This window comes from Nocardia sp. NPDC088792 (assembly GCF_044750615.1).
GTDB lineage: Bacteria > Actinomycetota > Actinomycetes > Mycobacteriales > Mycobacteriaceae > Nocardia.
In genome coordinates this window covers 1,411,368-1,425,975 of record NZ_JBIVKC010000001.1, presented here as the reverse complement: position 1 = coordinate 1,425,975, position 14,608 = coordinate 1,411,368, and the positions used below count along the sequence as shown (strand labels likewise).

Genomic DNA, 14,608 nt, shown 5'->3' with positions numbered 1-14,608 from the left:
GGCTTCTTCATCGCTCGTGTGCTGCGGCCGTCGATCGAGCTTGCGAACCGATGGATCGACGTCGGCTGGCTGAACCGGCAGATCGGATTGTGCGATTGTCCAGCAGGTCACGTGCTTGGCTGATGACCCGGCTGACGCTGGAGCGACTGCGGTTCATCTCGCGAGCGATTTGCGAGGTGTTCCAGCCGTTGTCGTGATGACGGGTGAGGACTTGTGCCACCACTGCGGGGTCGCGGCGGCGGGCAGGGTCGCTGGCGCAGATGAGTTCCGCGACCTGAGTCCAGGATTCACCAGTGGGGGAGGGCTGAGTTGGTGTGCACACCTCGGAGGCGCATTCGTGTTCGTGCGTGTCGTGCGTAGGGCCGGCAGTCGATCGATCGTGCGGGGCAGCTGCGGCGGTTGGTTCCGGAATCGTCGACGCCGCGTGCGCACGGGTGTCGATGGGGGTGTGGGCGATGGCGAGAAGGGCGAGTGTTGCCTGGGCCATGGAGCCCTCGATGATAATGGGCCAGATCCAGGCTTCCGGCTGCGCGATTCCGGCCATGATCGCGAGATCACGTAGCGCGGTGAACGACAATCGGAACGCGCCGGCCGCGATCAGAATGGTCATGAAGGTTGTGAGCAGGTGGATGAGCCTGGATTGGGTGTGCGTACGCAGCATCATCGTGACGCCGTGCACGGCAGTCATCAGCGCGACCGGGGGCACGATGGCGACGGCGGCGGCGACGATGGCCAGTGAACGCGTGTGCAGGACTGCGTGTGTCGCGTTGCCCGAGATGCTCACGGCGACCGACACGATCAGTACGCACCAGAAGAAGCGGACGGAGGCGGAAGAGCACGGTTCGGGACGGGTGTGGACGGGTCGTGCGGACTCGATTTCGCTTGTGCGCACGGAAGACCGGACAGCGGTCATGAGCAAGCTCCATCAGTGTCGGGCACCCGACCGCGTTGTGCGCTCGACGGCTGCGGTGACGTGGTCGGGTGTCGATGGTGGATCAGGATGCGATGGCGAGTGGATGCGGTTCCCCGGTGAGAGTGGCCAGCGCGAGCGCGATTTCCTCGAGGCAGGCGCGCACGTAGATCGCGGTCGAGCCGTCGGATTTGCTCTCGGCGTGGCCGGCATAGCCGCGAGCGATCGCGTATCCGAAGGTTCGCTCGACCCAGGTGAGGGTTGTGTGCCGGAGCCAGTGTGTGCTGATCTGCTGTTTCTCCACCCAGGGCAGTTCGAGCCCGATACGGGTCCACAGGCCGTCGTAGCGGCGGCGGGTGATGGGTTTGCCACTTCGATAGCGCAGCAGTTGTTCCCCCGGGTGCGCGCCGCGCGTGTGGGCATGATGGAGCAGGTTGGCCATCAGCGTCGGGGAGACCGGTTGCCAGCGCGAGACCTTGCCTTTTTCTCGCAGGAAGATCAGGCATTGCTGTGGGTCCAGATCATCGGGCCGCAGTGCCAGCGCTCCACCACGGCGGCAGGCGGTCTCTGAGTGCAGCCGCAGCAGCAGGGTGTCCAGGTCCGGGTCGTTGCCGGTGGTGGCGGCGGCATGGGCGATCTCGGCGATCTGGCTCAGTGGCAGTCCCCGGCGGGTGGACGGGACTCGGCGAGGTTTGGGCACCCGCCGGGCAGGATTGTCGCCCGCCCGGATCAGCCCGTCGTTCTCGGCGTGCCGGTACAAGAACCGCAGGGCACCGATCATGGCCTCGGCAGCGCCGCGACCGTCACGGGCATTGCGATCCTGCTTGGCGTTGCGGCGTGCGGCATCGCGCATATCGGTGATCTCGCCGACTGTCGGCTCGTCGATACGACGTGCACCCCACTGCTTTTCGAGCGTCTTCCAATGCGTGTTGTACGTCTTCAGGGTTCCCGCCGCCACCACCCTGGCTCGCACGAGGGGGATGTACTCGGCGAAAGTCGGTGCGGCCGGGCGGATGTCGAGCAGGTCGGCGGGCGTGATGCCCATCCGGGCCAGCAGCGTGCGGGCGGCGTCGAGTTCGGCCTCGTTGACCGGTTGCGCAGAGGTCGTCACCGTTGTTCACCCCCGTCGATCAGATCGCGGATTCCCGCAACAAGGGTGTCGAATGCGTTCTGGCAGACGATGATCAGCCGATGCTGATCCGGGTGTGCGGCCAGCAGCACCCGGTGGCCGATCCGCAGGCGTACCGCGCGCCGGATCGGGGCGGGAATCGGCAACTGGCCATTGCGGGCAATGGCATAGACACTCTGCGGCGACGAGGTCACGAGGAGGACATCGGGCAGGACGGGCTCGATATCGATCGGCGTTCCCGCTGCCCAGCCCAGCGACGACAGGACCGATCGCTCGGCGATCCGGCCGGCATAGTTGACCAGGACCGATCCGAAGACCACCGTAACCCGGCTGAAGGACGTGGGCGGCATCACCTCGAGTCGCCCCCGCGCACGCGGGACGACAACCGAATTGGGTGAGGCCAGGGGAACGACCGGCGGCACTGCGCCGCTCTGGTTCGAAGGAAGAATTCCGCTGGCTGAAGAACCAGCGGAAGGGTGTTCCAGTGCACTAGAGCACGTAACACGGTTGTTCTGCTCGTGAGCAGAGAAATGGTGCGCCATCAGGGACTCGAACCCCGAACCCGCTGATTAAGAGTCAGCTGCTCTGCCAATTGAGCTAATGGCGCATTTCGATCGCCGGGTGGCTGGTTCCTGTTGGTTCCGGCCGCTCTGCGGTGCGGAAAGAACATTAACAGGGATGTGTGTGGAATGTGAAATCGTGCCGTCTAGCTGGGGGTTTGTTGGGGATGGGGGGATTGGGGTCTGGTGGTAACACCGTGGGGGTGGGTGAGGATGAAGGTGCGAGGCCTCTGTCGAGGGGCAGGACGGTTTGCCGCGCACGAGACATGAAGAGTGGGGTTGCGATGAGCGATGGTCTGGGTTGGCGTCGAGTGGTCGGGAACCATTCGGCACGGTGGACGGTTTCCCTGGCGGTGCTGTCCGTGCTTGCGGTGGCGGGGTGTTCCGCGGGCGGGAAGCAGGACTCCGCGGGGGTGGCGATCGATTCCAATCCGGTCGGGGAGCTCATCAAGCCGAAGCTGATTTCGCCGGTCAGAGACGGTGACAAGGGGGTGTCGCCCACCGATCTGTCCTTGCGGGTCGAGGATGGGCTGATCACCAAGGTGGCGTTGACCAATCCGGATGGGAAGCCGGTGGCGGGGGAGATCGCCGGGGATGGCAGCTCCTGGACGCTGACCGAGCAGCTGGGGTTCGGGCGGACCTACAAGTTGAGCGTGGAGGCCATCGGTTTGGGTGGCGCCGGCAACTCCAGCATGAGCTTCACCACAATTTCGCCGGACAATCGCACGCATCCGTACCTGCTGCCGGCGGAGAACGAGGTGGTGGGCATCGGGCAGCCGGTAGCGGTGCAGTTCGACGAGAACATTCCGGACCGGCATGCCGCGCAGGCTGCGATCAAGATCACGACCACGCCGCCGGTGGAGGGCGCGTTCTACTGGGTCAACAATCGTGAGGTGCGCTGGCGGCCCGAGCATTACTGGGCGCCTGGCACGAAGGTCGATATCGCGGTGGGCGCCTACGGCAAGGATCTGGGCAACGGACTGGTCGGCGACAGCGACATCACCTCGAGCTTCACCGTCGGCGACGCGACCGTCTTCACCGCCGACGACAGCACCAAGATGGTGACGGTGGAACGCAACGGCGAGGTGATCAAGACCATGCCGACCTCCATGGGCAAGGATTCCACGCCCACCTACAACGGCATCTACCTCGTCGGCGACAAGTTCGACAAGATCATCATGGATTCCTCCACCTACGGTGTCGCGGTGAACGCGCCCGGCGGCTACCGCACCCCGGTCGACTGGGCGACGCGAATCTCCTACTCCGGTATCTTCTTTCATTCCGCGCCGTGGTCGGTGGGGCAGCAGGGCTACTCGAACACCAGTCACGGCTGCCTGAATCTCAGTCCGGCAGATGCCAAATGGGTGTACGACAACGTCAAGCGCGGCGATGTCACCGTCATCAAGAACACGGTGGGCCCGACGCTGTCCGGTGTGGACGGCCTGGGCGACTGGAACATTCCGTGGGAGCAGTGGAAGGCCGGAAACGCCAGCGCGTGACGGTTCTTGTTGCGGGTCGGAGCCAGGCGTAGCGTCGGGTCGTATGACAGCTGCGGCAGCCTGGCGACCGAAGCATGACGATCCGCTGCTCATCCTGGCGATGGACCATCGAGAGTCGTTCGGCAAGACGCTGTTCGGCGTCGTGAACGATCGGCCGACCGCGGACCAGGCCGCCGCGATGCAGTCGGCCAAACAGCTGATCTTCGATGGACTGAACGAGGTCGGGCCGCTGAGTAGCGGCCGGCGCGGCGTGCTCGTGGACGAGCTGTACGGCCAGGCGGTCATCGATTCGGTCGAGCAGACCACGACGCCGGTGGTGCTCGCGGTGCCGGTGGAGGCGAGCGGGCATCCCTGGTTCACGTTGCAGTACGGCGACCGCTGGCTGGAGCATGTCGAACGGATCCGGCCCGCCTATGCCAAGGTGCTGGTCCGCGACAATCCGGATTTCGATGCGAAGAGCCGTGAAGAACAGCTCACCGACCTTGCGAATGTCGGCGCCGGACTGCAGAAGATCGGTGTCCCACTGCTGTACGAACTGCTGGTCCCTGCCACCGACGCGCAGCTCGCCGGCGTCGGCGGCGATACCGGGGTCTATGACCGTGATGTTCGTCCCGGTCTGGTGGCGCAGGTGATTTCGGATAATCAGGTGGCGGGCATCGAGCCCGAGCTGTGGAAGGTCGAGGGCTTCGAGACCGTCGACGGCGCGCGCCACGTGGCGGATCAGGCGAAGGCGGGCGGGCGCGGCACCGACCTGATCGTGCTGGGCCGGGATGCGCCGACCGAACGACTCGACCACTGGATCGATGTGGCGGTGCAGGTCCCGGCCTTCGTCGGGTTCGCGATCGGCCGCAGTATCTGGGAGGAGGTCGTGCGCGACTACGAGGCGTCCGACCACGGCGCCGCCGCGGCCGCTGCCGCCCGCAATGAAATCGCCGCCCGCTATTCGGGATTCGCCGCGCACTGGCTGAGTTGAGCCGGATCGAGACAGCTGAGCTGAGCCGGATATCCAGAACGGAGGGGCACCAGCGTGATTGCTGGTGCCCCTCCGTCGTGCTCGAGCGCGGATCGCGCGTTGTCAGCCGATGGTTCCGGGCCCGGTCGGGCTGCAGCCGAGCCCCGCGTATCCGGCCAGCGCCCAGGCGCTGCCGGTCACCGCGCACAGACCCTTGGTACCGGCCGAGCCGGTGGTGGCCGAGCCGCCCGCGTATCCGAGGACGGCGTTGGAGGACAAGGTCGAAGACCCGGAGGATCCGGCCCAGGTCTGCATCGGATCACTCGAGTCGGCTGTCGATGTCGACGTGGCGTGCGGCGCGTCCTGCAACACGATGTCTGCGGAGGCCACGGTCGGTAGAGCCGAGACCATGGCGGTGGCGAGTAAAGCGGTTGCGGCGCAACGTTTCACGAGATGACTTTCTGGTCGAGCACGGACCAGGGGCCCCGACTTCCCCCGAGTAACGCTATGCAGTCTACGAAGATCGAGTGCGATACGCCACAAAATCGTACATAGTGATGTTTCAGTTACTTCTGAATGAGAGCGGTTCCCGCCGAATCGGCGCGCCCGGATCAGCCGATCCGGGCGATCGCCCGCACGGGAGCGCCGTCCGCCCCGGGCAGTGAGAGCGGCAGCAGCATGGCCTCGATGCGCTCCCCGGCCTGTTGCGCGGCCAGTACCTCGTCCAGTCCGGTGAGGTTCTCCGCGATCACCGCGTGTGCGCCGCACAGGATGCGATGCACCGGAATCTCTTCCGCGAGTGCGGGATCCACGCTCAACCCGTCGATGCCGACGGTCCGCACCCCGGCGTCCACCAGATACCGGGCGGCGTCGGGCGTGAGATACGGATGCGTGAAGTACGTGTCCGTACCCCAGTGCGCCGACCATCCGGTGTCGATCAGCACGATGTGCCCGGCCGTGACCCGGCCCTCGAAATACTCACGCCCGATGCCGTTTCCGGCCGCGACATCGCGGGCGTCCACCACCACGGCGGGCCCGAGGAACCGTTCCAGCGGCAGTGCGTCGAGGGTGGGCAGGGCATCGTCGATGTGCGCGGGCGCGTCCACGTGGGTGCCGGTCTGCGAACCCAGGTGCAGGCGCAGCACATTGACGCCGTCCACCGCCACGCGCAATGCGGGCTGGATGGTCACCTCCGGATCGCCGGGGTAGATGGGCATCCCGGTCCGGAGTGGCACCGACAGGTCGATGATCCGCACGCCGTCAGCGTAGCCCGGCTACTCGGGCGGGGCGCCGATGGTCACATTCGGGTCGAGGATGCCGAAGACCTCGCCCTGCGGCGCCTGGATGACGGCCATCCGGCCGAACGGGCTGTCGTCGGGTCCCATCAGGGTGGTCGAGCCGAGCCGGGCGGCCCGGGCCAGCGTGGTGTCGGTATTGCCGACCTGGAACCAGGTCAGCCAGTTGGGCGGCATGTCGCCGGGCAGTGGGGTGGTATCCATCAGGCCGCCGGAGGGCTGGTTCGCACCGGGGAGGGTGAAGGTGGAGTAGACGAAATTCTCGCCGTCGCCGATCTCCGTGTAGGACCAGCCGAATACCTGGCGATAGAAGTCCTGCGCGGGTGAGTACTCGGTGGTGTGCAGTTCGTTCCAGCAGTACGCGCCGGGTTCGTTGAAGACGCCGGCGCCCTTGTGCGCCTTGGCTTGCCAGAGGCCGAATACCGCGCCCGCGGGGTCGGCGGCGACGCACATGCGGCCCACGTCCATGACGTCGAAGGGTGGCATGAAGACGGCGCCGCCGGCGGCGGTGATGGTTCCGGCGACCGCGTCGGCGTCGTCGGCCGCGAGGTAGGTGGTCCAGACCGAGGGCATGGCCACGTCGCCCATCTTGGGTCCGATGCCCGCGGCGGGGCGGCCGTCGATCATGGCCATGAGGTAGCCGCCGGCTTCGGGCGGGCTGTCCAGGATGTCCCAGCCCAGGAGTTCGGCGTAGTACCTGCGGGCCTCGGCGGGATCGTCGACCGAGCAGTCGACCCAGCAGGGTGTGCCCTGTGGCCAGGCGGAGTCGCGGGTGGGCATGGTGGTCTCCTGTCGTGTCGGGCACGGGAGGGATGCCGGTGGCGTACGCCCAGCTAATCACAGACTGTTCGGTCCGGTACCTGGAATGTTCCGATTTCCGAGCGGGCGTGCGCGCTGCCGAATTCCGCCGCGTAACTTTCCCCCGCTCCGTCCCGTCATATCTTCATGAACACCGACAACTCCGGGACACCCGCATGAGCACCGACGAGCACGAACCGGCCACCAGCTTCGACAGCAGTTGGCGCACCAACCGCCCCTACGTGGTGGACCTCGCCTTCCGCCTGCTCGGCGATATCGGGGACGCCGAGGACGTCGCCCAGGAGGTCTTCACCCGCCTGGCCCGCACCCGCCCCGGCGAGATCGACGACGAACGCGCCTGGCTCACCGTCGTCACCAGCCGCCGCTGCCTCGACCACCTGCGCAGCGCCCGCGCCCGGCGCGAACGCCCCAATGATCCGATCGAGCTGATTTCCGCTGTGCCACTGACCGGTTCGGCCCCCATCGACCCCGCCGACCGGATCACCCTGGACGAGGAAGTGCAGCTGGCGCTCTACCGGCTACTGGAACGGCTCGCCCCTGCCGAGCGCATCGCCCTCGTCCTGCACGACGTCTTCGCGGTCCCCTTCGACGTCGTCGCCGACACCCTGGGCCGCCCGGTCGGCAGCTGCCGCCAGCTGGCCCGCCGGGCGCGGCAGAAGATGTCGGAGGCGCACCGGGCCGAGGGCGTGGTGCTGCCCGACGAGCATCGCGCCGTGACCGAACGCTTCATGGCCGCGTGCGCCCTGGGCGACCTGGAAGGGCTGCTGGCCGTCCTCGATCCCGACGTGTGGGGGGTCGCCACCTTTCCGCCCGGTTCGGCCATCGACGCGGTGCCCAGCCGGGGCGCGGAAATGGTGGCCGCCAATATGTCCCGGTTCGCCGCCCCCGCGGTCACCATGGTCACGCATGCGGCGCTGGGCAGGCCCGCGGTGCTGCTGTATCGGGATCGGGTGCTCTTCGCGGTGTTCGTGCTGACCATCGCCGGCGATCGGATCGTGAAAATAGAAGCGAGCATCGACCTGTGAGTAACTATTCGAGGAACGATCTCGTCCTTGAAGTATGAAACTCACACGAATTACCGGGAAGTTCAAGGCAATCGGATGGATAGCGGTGGCCGCGGCGGCCTGCCTCGTGCACGGGATGCCCATGGCCACGGCCGATCCCGCCGATCCCTATCTCGGCGTATGGAATTACGACCAGCCCGACCGCGCCGACGCCACGAATATCGCGACGGCCGGCAAGTTCGGCGTGAATCCGCTGACCTATCCGCAGATCGGCACCGTGGATTTCGAGCGCGCCGCGAACGGTGACCTCACCGGCCACACCGATCAGGGCTGCACCTGGCACTTCCGCCCGTCCGGCGACGGCCTGGACCTGACCTCGACGGACCAGTACTGCTACAACAATGTCATCGGCTCCGGCTACAACATCTACTACTGGCATGTGACCGTGCAGGGTGATCACGAGCAGGAAGTGCTCCGCGCGAACAGCTATCTGCCCTACGGCACTTTCGATTTCGTGCTGGCCGACGGCAGGCGCACCCGCGCCGCTGCCGCCGATCCGGGTGAGGCGACCCGATCCCTCACCGGCACCTGGGCCTATGACGCGACGAATCCGCTCTACCTGAACAACCTCACCACTCCGGGCTATCGGCCGCAGACCGGCACGGTGACCCTCACCGCGACCACCGGCGATCGTCTCGTCGCCCGCACCGGCGACGGCTGCGACTGGACCTTGGACGCGCACGGCAATACCGCGGAACTCGCTCCGGCGCACCAGGTTTGCGGCGCGGCGAGCATGTCGTTCTGGTCGATCGCCGGTGACGGGCAACAGCTGGCATCGATCATGACCGGCATCGATGCGCAGGGCCACGACTACTTCCTGAGCTCGGGCTCGATGCACCGGTGAGCAGGCCGGGGCGGGCCCGGGCTCAGCGCAGCTGGATGATTTCGACCCAGTTGGGGTTGCGCCCGACCGGGTGCCGGGCCAGCAGGTCGAGCGCACCGGTGGCGGGGTCGATGGCGTGCACGGCGAGCGCATTCGACTGCTGACCGGCGGCCAGCAGATAGCGCCCGCTCGGATCGATGGCGAAGCCGCGCGGGCAGGTTTCGGTCGGGGTGTGCCCGAGCGGGCTCAGGCCGCCGGTGCCGGGGTCGACGGCGAAGCCGGCGAGCGTGCTGGAACGACGTTCGGAGACATAGAGATGGCGACCGTCGGGTGTGCAACGCAGTTCCGAGGTCCATGGGTCGGTATCGCCTGCGCACAGTACCGAGTACGTATCGACAGCAATGAGATGCCCTGTGTTGCAGTTGAACTCGAAGCTGCCGACCGTGCCGTCCAGCTCGTTGCTGACGAAGACGAACCGCCCGTCCGGGTGGAAGGCCAGATGGCGCGGTCCCGCACCGGGTTCGGTGGCGACGAAGGCGGGCCGGTTGGGTCGCGTACGGCCGGTGGACGGGTCGAAGTGGAACTGCAGGATCGCATCCCCGCCCAGGGCCGCCACGAAGAGAAATCGCCCGGAGGGGTCGGTGATGATCGAGTGTGCGTGTGGCGGGGTGGCGAGCACCTCGATCGGCGCCGGATCGACCAGGCCGTCCGCGCCGACCGCATTGAAACTGATGACACTGCCGGTATAGGAGGCTCCCAGCAGATAGCGGCCGGTGCGATCGAAGCGGAGATAGGCCATGTTGTCCGGCAGCGGCACGATGGACTGCACAGCCAATTCGCCGCTGCCGGAGTCTATTTCGAGACAGACCACCGAATACGGGTCGGAGCGCAGCGATGCGTACAGGTATCGGGCGTCCCGGCCGACCGCCAGCGGCATGACCGTGCCCGGCAGCGGCACGGTCTGCACCGGCCGCACTCTGCCGTCCGGATCCAGTCGCAGCACGGAGATCTCGGCGCTGTCGGCGTTCGAGACGTAGACGGCGGCGCTCACGAGGCAGCCCCCGGCACCCGCGCCCGCAGATCCAGTTCGATCTGTTCGAGGCTGCGCCCCTTGGTCTCCGGGACGAACCGCCGCACCAGCACGAACAGCACCACGCTGACCGCGGCGAAGATCCAGGCCGAATACGCCAGGCCCAGATGGTCGTTCATGACCGGGAACAGGAAGGTGATGGCGAAGGTGGCGGCCCACAGCACCGTGCTGCCGACGCCCATGCCGATGCCGCGCATGCGCAGCGGGAAGATCTCGGCCATCATCACCCACACCACGGCTCCCCAGCCCAGTTCGTAGCCGACCCAATAGAGATTGAGCAGGATGAGCGCGACAATGCCGGTGCCCGCGCCCTTGTCCATGCCGAGCACGGCCGCGCCGAGCAGGAACAGCGCCGATGCCATCAGCGCATTTCCGATGAGCAGCAAGGGTTTCCGGCCCCACCGGTCGACGACGAGGAACACCCACGCGGTGAAGATGACCTTCACCGCGCCCATGACGATCGATGCCAGCAGCGAACCGGAGTTGGCCAGTCCCAGGTCCTTGAACATGGTGGGCGCGTACAGGTTCACCGCATTGGTGCCCGCGAACTGCCGGCCGACGGCGAGAATGAGCGCCACGATCAGCGCCGGCCGCGCCCACGGGGCGAGCAGATCGCGCGGCCGGCCCCGCTGGGCGGCGTCGAGCCGGATCACCTCGCAGATACTGTTCAGCTCGGCGTCGATATCGGCATCCCGGTGGGTGCGCTCGAGCACCGCGCGGGCCTCGGATTCGCGCCCGGCCTGCACCAGCCAGCGTGGGGTTTCCGGCATGCCGATGAGGCCGAAGAACAGGATCACCGCCGGGATCGCGGCAATGGCGAACATGAGCCGCCAGTTCTGTGCGCCCGACAGCGCCCAGTCGATGATGTAGGCGATCAGAATGCCGGACACGATCATCAGCTGGTTCAGGGTCGACAGCGCGCCGCGCACCTTGGTCGGCGCGAGTTCGGACAGATAGGTCGGCACCGTCGCCGACGAGCAGCCGACCGCGATGCCGGTGACGAAGCGTGCCACCGCGAGCATTCCGAAGCCGGTGGCGAAGGTGCATCCGAGCACGCCGACGGTGAACACCGCGGCCGCGACCATGATGGACCGTTGGCGGCCCCAGTGATCGGCGATGCGGCCCGCGCCGGCCGCGCCGAAGATCGCGCCCGCGGCCAGGCAGCCGCCGACCACGCCTTCCGCTACCGAGCCGAGGTGCCAGAGCGGCTTTATGAACAACAGGACTCCGGAGATGACGCCGAGGTCGTAGCCGAAGAGGATGCCCCCGAGCGCGCCGAAGAAGTAGAGGTACGCCACGCTGATTCGCTTCGGCCGGGCGGGCGCCGTTGCCGCTGGGTGCATGTGCTGTCCTTCACTACCGAACGAGTGTGCTCAGGGTCACATGCCGAAAGGGTGAACACAATACGGATTCCGATTCGAATTCGGTATCGCGCAATGCATTTACGAATGTGAACACCTACTCGCCGGGCAATCGGGACGTATGCCCGGGCGGGCTTCAGAGCGGGTTCGACTGTCCCAGCGGGGTATCGCAGAATGCGCCGCCGAGAAATTCCGGCAGCACGCCCGCCGGCACCTCGCCGGCGAAGGCCTCGGCATCGTCGAGGCTCTCGTAGCCGATCTCCGCGGCCTCGCGCAGCGAGACGACGGACCGCGTGTTCGCCGAGACGCCCCACAGCACGCGGTAGTCCGGTTCCTTTGCGGCGAGGCAGGATTCGAGCAGGCGGGCACAGTCGTCCGGCGACAGCCACAGCGAAAGCTGCCGCACATCGGCCGGCCGCTCGAAGCAACTGCCGATGCGCAGGCAGGTCACATCCATGCCGAACCGCCAGTGGTACAGGCTGCCGAGCGCCTCCATGGCCGCCTTGCCGACGCCGTAGTAGGTGTCCGGGCGCGGGCTGCTGTCGGCCGGGAGACCGTCCGGCCCGGCTTCCCCGATCCGGCGGAATCCGACGGAGTGATTGCTCGAGGCGAGCACCACCCTGGGTACGCCCGCGGCCCGCGCGGCCTCCAGAACCGTCTGTGTACCAGCGATATTGACCTCGAGAATCCGTTCCCAGCTGTCTTCGCGGCTGATGCCGCCGAGGTGGATCACCGCATCGGTATCCCGGCAGGCGCTCGCCATGACCTCCGGATCGGTAACCGAGCCGGTCAGCAATTCCACCCGCTCGCCGGGCGCGGCGGGTTCGAGCGGCCGCACGTCCAGCATGCGCAGGATGCGATCGGAGCGGATCAGTCTGGGGCGCATCAGTTTTCCGACGACACCCGCCGCTCCGGTGACGAGGACACGGTGCTCCGGCATGGTGAAGACTCCTTCGGATAGGTCAGCGGATGCCCGCCCGGCGCGGTCGGCATGGAGCACTTCGCGATCGGTGCGGGTGTGCCCGCGAGCGCGTCGAGCCGAGCCGTGCTCCTCGGGAAGGCGGGTGCGATTGCGAGGCTAGCGGCCGTGAAACGTGTTCTCAATGCCGAATTCCTCCCGGCATCGAAAAGCATTCGTATCCGTCAACAGGACTCCGATGCCGATCGGGTATCAGCCGATGCCGGAATGATGTTGGACGGGTATCGCGCACCTGCCCTAGCCTCCAGAACATGTTGTCCTTGGAGCACGTGCGCGGGTTCGTCGCGGTCGCCGAGGAGGGCAGCTTCCGCCGGGCAGCGGAACGCCTGCGCATGACCCAGCCGCCACTCAGCCGCCAGATCCAGAAGCTGGAGCGCGATATCGGCGCGCAACTGCTGGACCGCACCCAGCGGCAGGTGGTGCTCACCCCGGCCGGCGCCGTGTTCCTGGCCGAGGCGCAGCGGCTACTGGCGCTGGCCGAGGCGGCGCCCGCCACCGCGCGCCTGGTGGCCGCCGGGCACACCGGCATCGTGCGCATCGGCTTCACCGCCACTGCCGGCTTCGGCTTCCTGGGGCCGTTTCTGAATCGGATCTCGCAAGCGCTGCCCGAGGTGCGGCTGGTGCTCGGTGAGGCGGTCAGCGCCGTGCAGTTCGACGAATTGTCCAGCGGGAAACTGGATCTCGGCCTGTGCCGGCCGCCGTTCGACCGCGCCGAGTTCGAGGGCGTACCGGTACACCGCGATCCGCTGCTGCTCGCCGTGCCCGACGGCCATCGGCTGCCCGCGGGCAGACCGGTCACGGTGCGCGAGCTCGCGGGCGAGCGGTTCCTGGTGTACGCGCTCGGCCCGGCCCGCTACTTCGCCGACCTGATGACCCGGGTGCTGTCAGGTGTGTCCCATGACGTCGGTGATCGAGTCACCCAGGTGCACACCATGCTCGCACTGGTGGCTGCCGGGCGCGGGGTAGCGCTGGTACCCGAGACGGTTGCCCATCTGCATCCCGAGGGAGTGCGGTTCCTGGCGCTGGCCGACGTGCGCGAGCGCGCCGAACTGTATGCGGTCTGGCGCGGGCGGCCCGCCAATCCCGCACTGCGCCGCGTCGTCGACCTGCTGGAGACGGTCGATGTGCCGGCGACCGGGCGCCACGACTGACTCGACCGGCCGCCGCTGTTCCCGCGGCCGTTGCCGTGCAATGTATTCGAGGAGGAAACGTGTCATCGATATCCGCCGGCGAGCTCGGCGCCGTACTGGGCCGGGGCCTGCTGTCGTTCCCGGTCACGCACTTCGACGAGCGGCTGGCCTTCGACGAGGCCGCCTACCGGCAGCACATCGGATGGCTGGCCGAATACGACGTGGCCGGCTTGTTCGCGGCCGGAGGTACCGGTGAAGGCTTCTCGCTGACCTCGGCCGAGATCGATCGGGTGGTGCGCGCGGCAGTGGCCGAGACCGCGGGGCGGGTGCCGGTCATCGCACCCGCCACCGCCGGGACAGCCGTCGCCGTCGAACAGGCGCGGGCCGCGGAAGTGGCCGGGGCACAAGGCATCCTGCTGCTGCCCCCGTATCTCACCGAGGCCGGACCCGACGGGTTGGTCGAGCACGTCGCGGCCGTCTGCGCGGCGACCTCGCTCGGCGTCGTCTTCTACAGCCGCGCCAATGCCGCCTGCGACGAGGTGACCGTGGCGCGCATGGCCGACCGCTGCCCCAACCTGATCGGATTCAAGGACGGGGTGGGCAATATCGAGACGATGACCCGGATCTACGCCCGCCTGGGGGACCGGCTCACCTATATCGGCGGCCTGCCCACGGCGGAGACCTTCGCGCTGCCGTACACCGAAATGGGCGTCACCACCTACTCTTCGGCCATCTTCAACTTCGCGCCGAAGTTCGCGCTGGACTTCTACCAGGCGGTGCGCGCCCACGACCGCGAGGCCGTGTACGCGCGGCTGCGCTCGTTCGTGCTGCCGTACCTGGACATTCGCGATCGCCGGCCCGGATATGCGGTATCGATCGTCAAGGCCGGGCTGCGCGCCGCCGGCCGGCCGTCGAGCCGGGTGCGACCACCGCTGACCGACCTGACCGCGGACGAGCTCACCGAGCTGACCGCACTCGTCACGACCATCGTCTGACG

Annotated in this window: 15 protein-coding genes and 1 tRNA gene; 6 read left to right on the top strand and 10 right to left on the bottom strand. The window is 67.4% G+C overall.

The window, feature by feature from the left end:
* Window positions 1–7 precede the first annotated feature (7 nt).
* The 4 genes from ACIP5Y_RS06960 to ACIP5Y_RS06945 all read right to left on the bottom strand — a co-directional run bounded on the left by ACIP5Y_RS06960 (window position 8) and on the right by ACIP5Y_RS06945 (window position 2,646).
* Window positions 8–913, bottom strand: a complete 906-nt coding sequence (locus ACIP5Y_RS06960) for a DUF2637 domain-containing protein (RefSeq protein ID WP_400348275.1) — start codon at window positions 911–913, stop codon at window positions 8–10.
* Window positions 914–995: 82 nt separating this feature from the next.
* Complete coding sequence (locus tag ACIP5Y_RS06955) at window positions 996–2,021, bottom strand: tyrosine-type recombinase/integrase (protein WP_400348273.1); 1,026 nt, start codon at window positions 2,019–2,021, stop codon at window positions 996–998.
* The gene (locus ACIP5Y_RS06950; protein ID WP_400348270.1) at window positions 2,018–2,389 is read right to left on the bottom strand and encodes a hypothetical protein; all 372 of its coding nucleotides are present in this window, start codon (window positions 2,387–2,389) and stop codon (window positions 2,018–2,020) included. Before ACIP5Y_RS06950 ends, ACIP5Y_RS06955 begins: the two co-directional genes overlap by 4 nt.
* A 181-nt stretch (window positions 2,390–2,570) precedes the next feature.
* Window positions 2,571–2,646: transfer RNA gene (locus ACIP5Y_RS06945), tRNA-Lys, on the bottom strand.
* A gap of 237 nt (window positions 2,647–2,883) precedes the next feature.
* On the opposite strand from ACIP5Y_RS06945, the gene ACIP5Y_RS06940 reads away from it, so the two are divergent.
* Complete coding sequence (locus tag ACIP5Y_RS06940) at window positions 2,884–4,098, top strand: Ig-like domain-containing protein (protein ID WP_400348269.1); 1,215 nt, start codon at window positions 2,884–2,886, stop codon at window positions 4,096–4,098.
* A 43-nt stretch (window positions 4,099–4,141) separates the two neighbouring features.
* Entirely contained in the window at window positions 4,142–5,071 is a 930-nt protein-coding gene (locus tag ACIP5Y_RS06935) for a 2-deoxy-5-keto-D-gluconate 6-phosphate aldolase domain-containing protein (protein WP_400348267.1), read from the top strand.
* A 102-nt stretch (window positions 5,072–5,173) separates the two neighbouring features.
* Here ACIP5Y_RS06935 and ACIP5Y_RS06930 read toward each other — a convergent pair whose 3' ends face one another.
* The 3 genes from ACIP5Y_RS06930 to ACIP5Y_RS06920 all read right to left on the bottom strand — a co-directional run bounded on the left by ACIP5Y_RS06930 (window position 5,174) and on the right by ACIP5Y_RS06920 (window position 7,125).
* Window positions 5,174–5,500, bottom strand: a complete 327-nt coding sequence (locus ACIP5Y_RS06930; RefSeq protein WP_400348266.1) for a hypothetical protein — start codon at window positions 5,498–5,500, stop codon at window positions 5,174–5,176.
* A 161-nt stretch (window positions 5,501–5,661) separates the two neighbouring features.
* Window positions 5,662–6,306 carry a cyclase family protein gene (locus tag ACIP5Y_RS06925; RefSeq protein ID WP_400348265.1) on the bottom strand — a complete coding sequence of 215 codons (645 nt, stop codon included), beginning with the start codon at window positions 6,304–6,306 and terminating at the stop codon, window positions 5,662–5,664.
* An 18-nt stretch (window positions 6,307–6,324) separates the two neighbouring features.
* Entirely contained in the window at window positions 6,325–7,125 is an 801-nt protein-coding gene (locus ACIP5Y_RS06920) for a VOC family protein (protein ID WP_400348263.1), read from the bottom strand.
* Between the two features lie 194 nt (window positions 7,126–7,319).
* Between ACIP5Y_RS06920 and sigI the strand changes: the two genes are divergently transcribed.
* On the top strand, window positions 7,320–8,189 hold the full coding sequence (gene sigI / locus ACIP5Y_RS06915; RefSeq protein ID WP_400348262.1) for an RNA polymerase sigma factor SigI: 870 nt from the start codon (window positions 7,320–7,322) through the stop codon (window positions 8,187–8,189).
* A 34-nt stretch (window positions 8,190–8,223) separates the two neighbouring features.
* The gene (locus ACIP5Y_RS06910; protein WP_400348260.1) at window positions 8,224–9,072 is read left to right on the top strand and encodes a hypothetical protein; all 849 of its coding nucleotides are present in this window, start codon (window positions 8,224–8,226) and stop codon (window positions 9,070–9,072) included.
* A 22-nt stretch (window positions 9,073–9,094) separates the two neighbouring features.
* Here ACIP5Y_RS06910 and ACIP5Y_RS06905 read toward each other — a convergent pair whose 3' ends face one another.
* From ACIP5Y_RS06905 to ACIP5Y_RS06895, 3 genes are all read right to left on the bottom strand, one after another.
* A complete protein-coding gene (locus ACIP5Y_RS06905; RefSeq protein ID WP_400348258.1) occupies window positions 9,095–10,102 on the bottom strand; it encodes a lactonase family protein in 1,008 nt (335 codons plus the stop codon).
* Window positions 10,099–11,484, bottom strand: coding sequence for a sugar porter family MFS transporter (locus ACIP5Y_RS06900; RefSeq protein ID WP_400348257.1), 1,386 nt, complete (start codon window positions 11,482–11,484; stop codon window positions 10,099–10,101). The genes ACIP5Y_RS06905 and ACIP5Y_RS06900 overlap by 4 nt, the downstream gene beginning before the upstream one ends.
* A 154-nt stretch (window positions 11,485–11,638) precedes the next feature.
* A complete protein-coding gene (locus tag ACIP5Y_RS06895; protein WP_400348256.1) occupies window positions 11,639–12,442 on the bottom strand; it encodes an NAD-dependent epimerase/dehydratase family protein in 804 nt (267 codons plus the stop codon).
* A gap of 290 nt (window positions 12,443–12,732) precedes the next feature.
* Here ACIP5Y_RS06895 and ACIP5Y_RS06890 point away from each other — a divergent pair, with 290 nt between their 5' ends.
* Together ACIP5Y_RS06890 and kdgD are read left to right on the top strand one after the other, a co-directional pair.
* A complete protein-coding gene (locus ACIP5Y_RS06890) occupies window positions 12,733–13,632 on the top strand; it encodes a LysR family transcriptional regulator (RefSeq protein WP_400348254.1) in 900 nt (299 codons plus the stop codon).
* A 59-nt stretch (window positions 13,633–13,691) separates the two neighbouring features.
* Window positions 13,692–14,606 (top strand): 5-dehydro-4-deoxyglucarate dehydratase, encoded by a 915-nt coding sequence (gene kdgD, locus ACIP5Y_RS06885; RefSeq protein WP_400348252.1) that lies wholly within the window; start codon window positions 13,692–13,694, stop codon window positions 14,604–14,606.
* Window positions 14,607–14,608 lie beyond the last annotated feature (2 nt).

What these genes read in the sequence shown, in the direction of transcription:
- ACIP5Y_RS06960 (WP_400348275.1), bottom strand. Translation starts at nt 913, where the DNA reads ATGACCGCTGTCCGGTCTTCCGTGCGCACAAGCGAAATCGAGTCCGCA.
- ACIP5Y_RS06950 (WP_400348270.1), bottom strand. Translation starts at nt 2,389, where the DNA reads ATGCCGCCCACGTCCTTCAGCCGGGTTACGGTGGTCTTCGGATCGGTC.
- ACIP5Y_RS06940 (WP_400348269.1), top strand. Translation starts at nt 2,884, where the DNA reads ATGAGCGATGGTCTGGGTTGGCGTCGAGTGGTCGGGAACCATTCGGCA.
- ACIP5Y_RS06935 (WP_400348267.1), top strand. Translation starts at nt 4,142, where the DNA reads ATGACAGCTGCGGCAGCCTGGCGACCGAAGCATGACGATCCGCTGCTC.
- ACIP5Y_RS06920 (WP_400348263.1), bottom strand. Translation starts at nt 7,125, where the DNA reads ATGCCCACCCGCGACTCCGCCTGGCCACAGGGCACACCCTGCTGGGTC.
- sigI (WP_400348262.1), top strand. Translation starts at nt 7,320, where the DNA reads ATGAGCACCGACGAGCACGAACCGGCCACCAGCTTCGACAGCAGTTGG.
- ACIP5Y_RS06910 (WP_400348260.1), top strand. Translation starts at nt 8,224, where the DNA reads ATGAAACTCACACGAATTACCGGGAAGTTCAAGGCAATCGGATGGATA.
- ACIP5Y_RS06900 (WP_400348257.1), bottom strand. Translation starts at nt 11,484, where the DNA reads ATGCACCCAGCGGCAACGGCGCCCGCCCGGCCGAAGCGAATCAGCGTG.
- ACIP5Y_RS06895 (WP_400348256.1), bottom strand. Translation starts at nt 12,442, where the DNA reads ATGCCGGAGCACCGTGTCCTCGTCACCGGAGCGGCGGGTGTCGTCGGA.
- ACIP5Y_RS06890 (WP_400348254.1), top strand. Translation starts at nt 12,733, where the DNA reads ATGTTGTCCTTGGAGCACGTGCGCGGGTTCGTCGCGGTCGCCGAGGAG.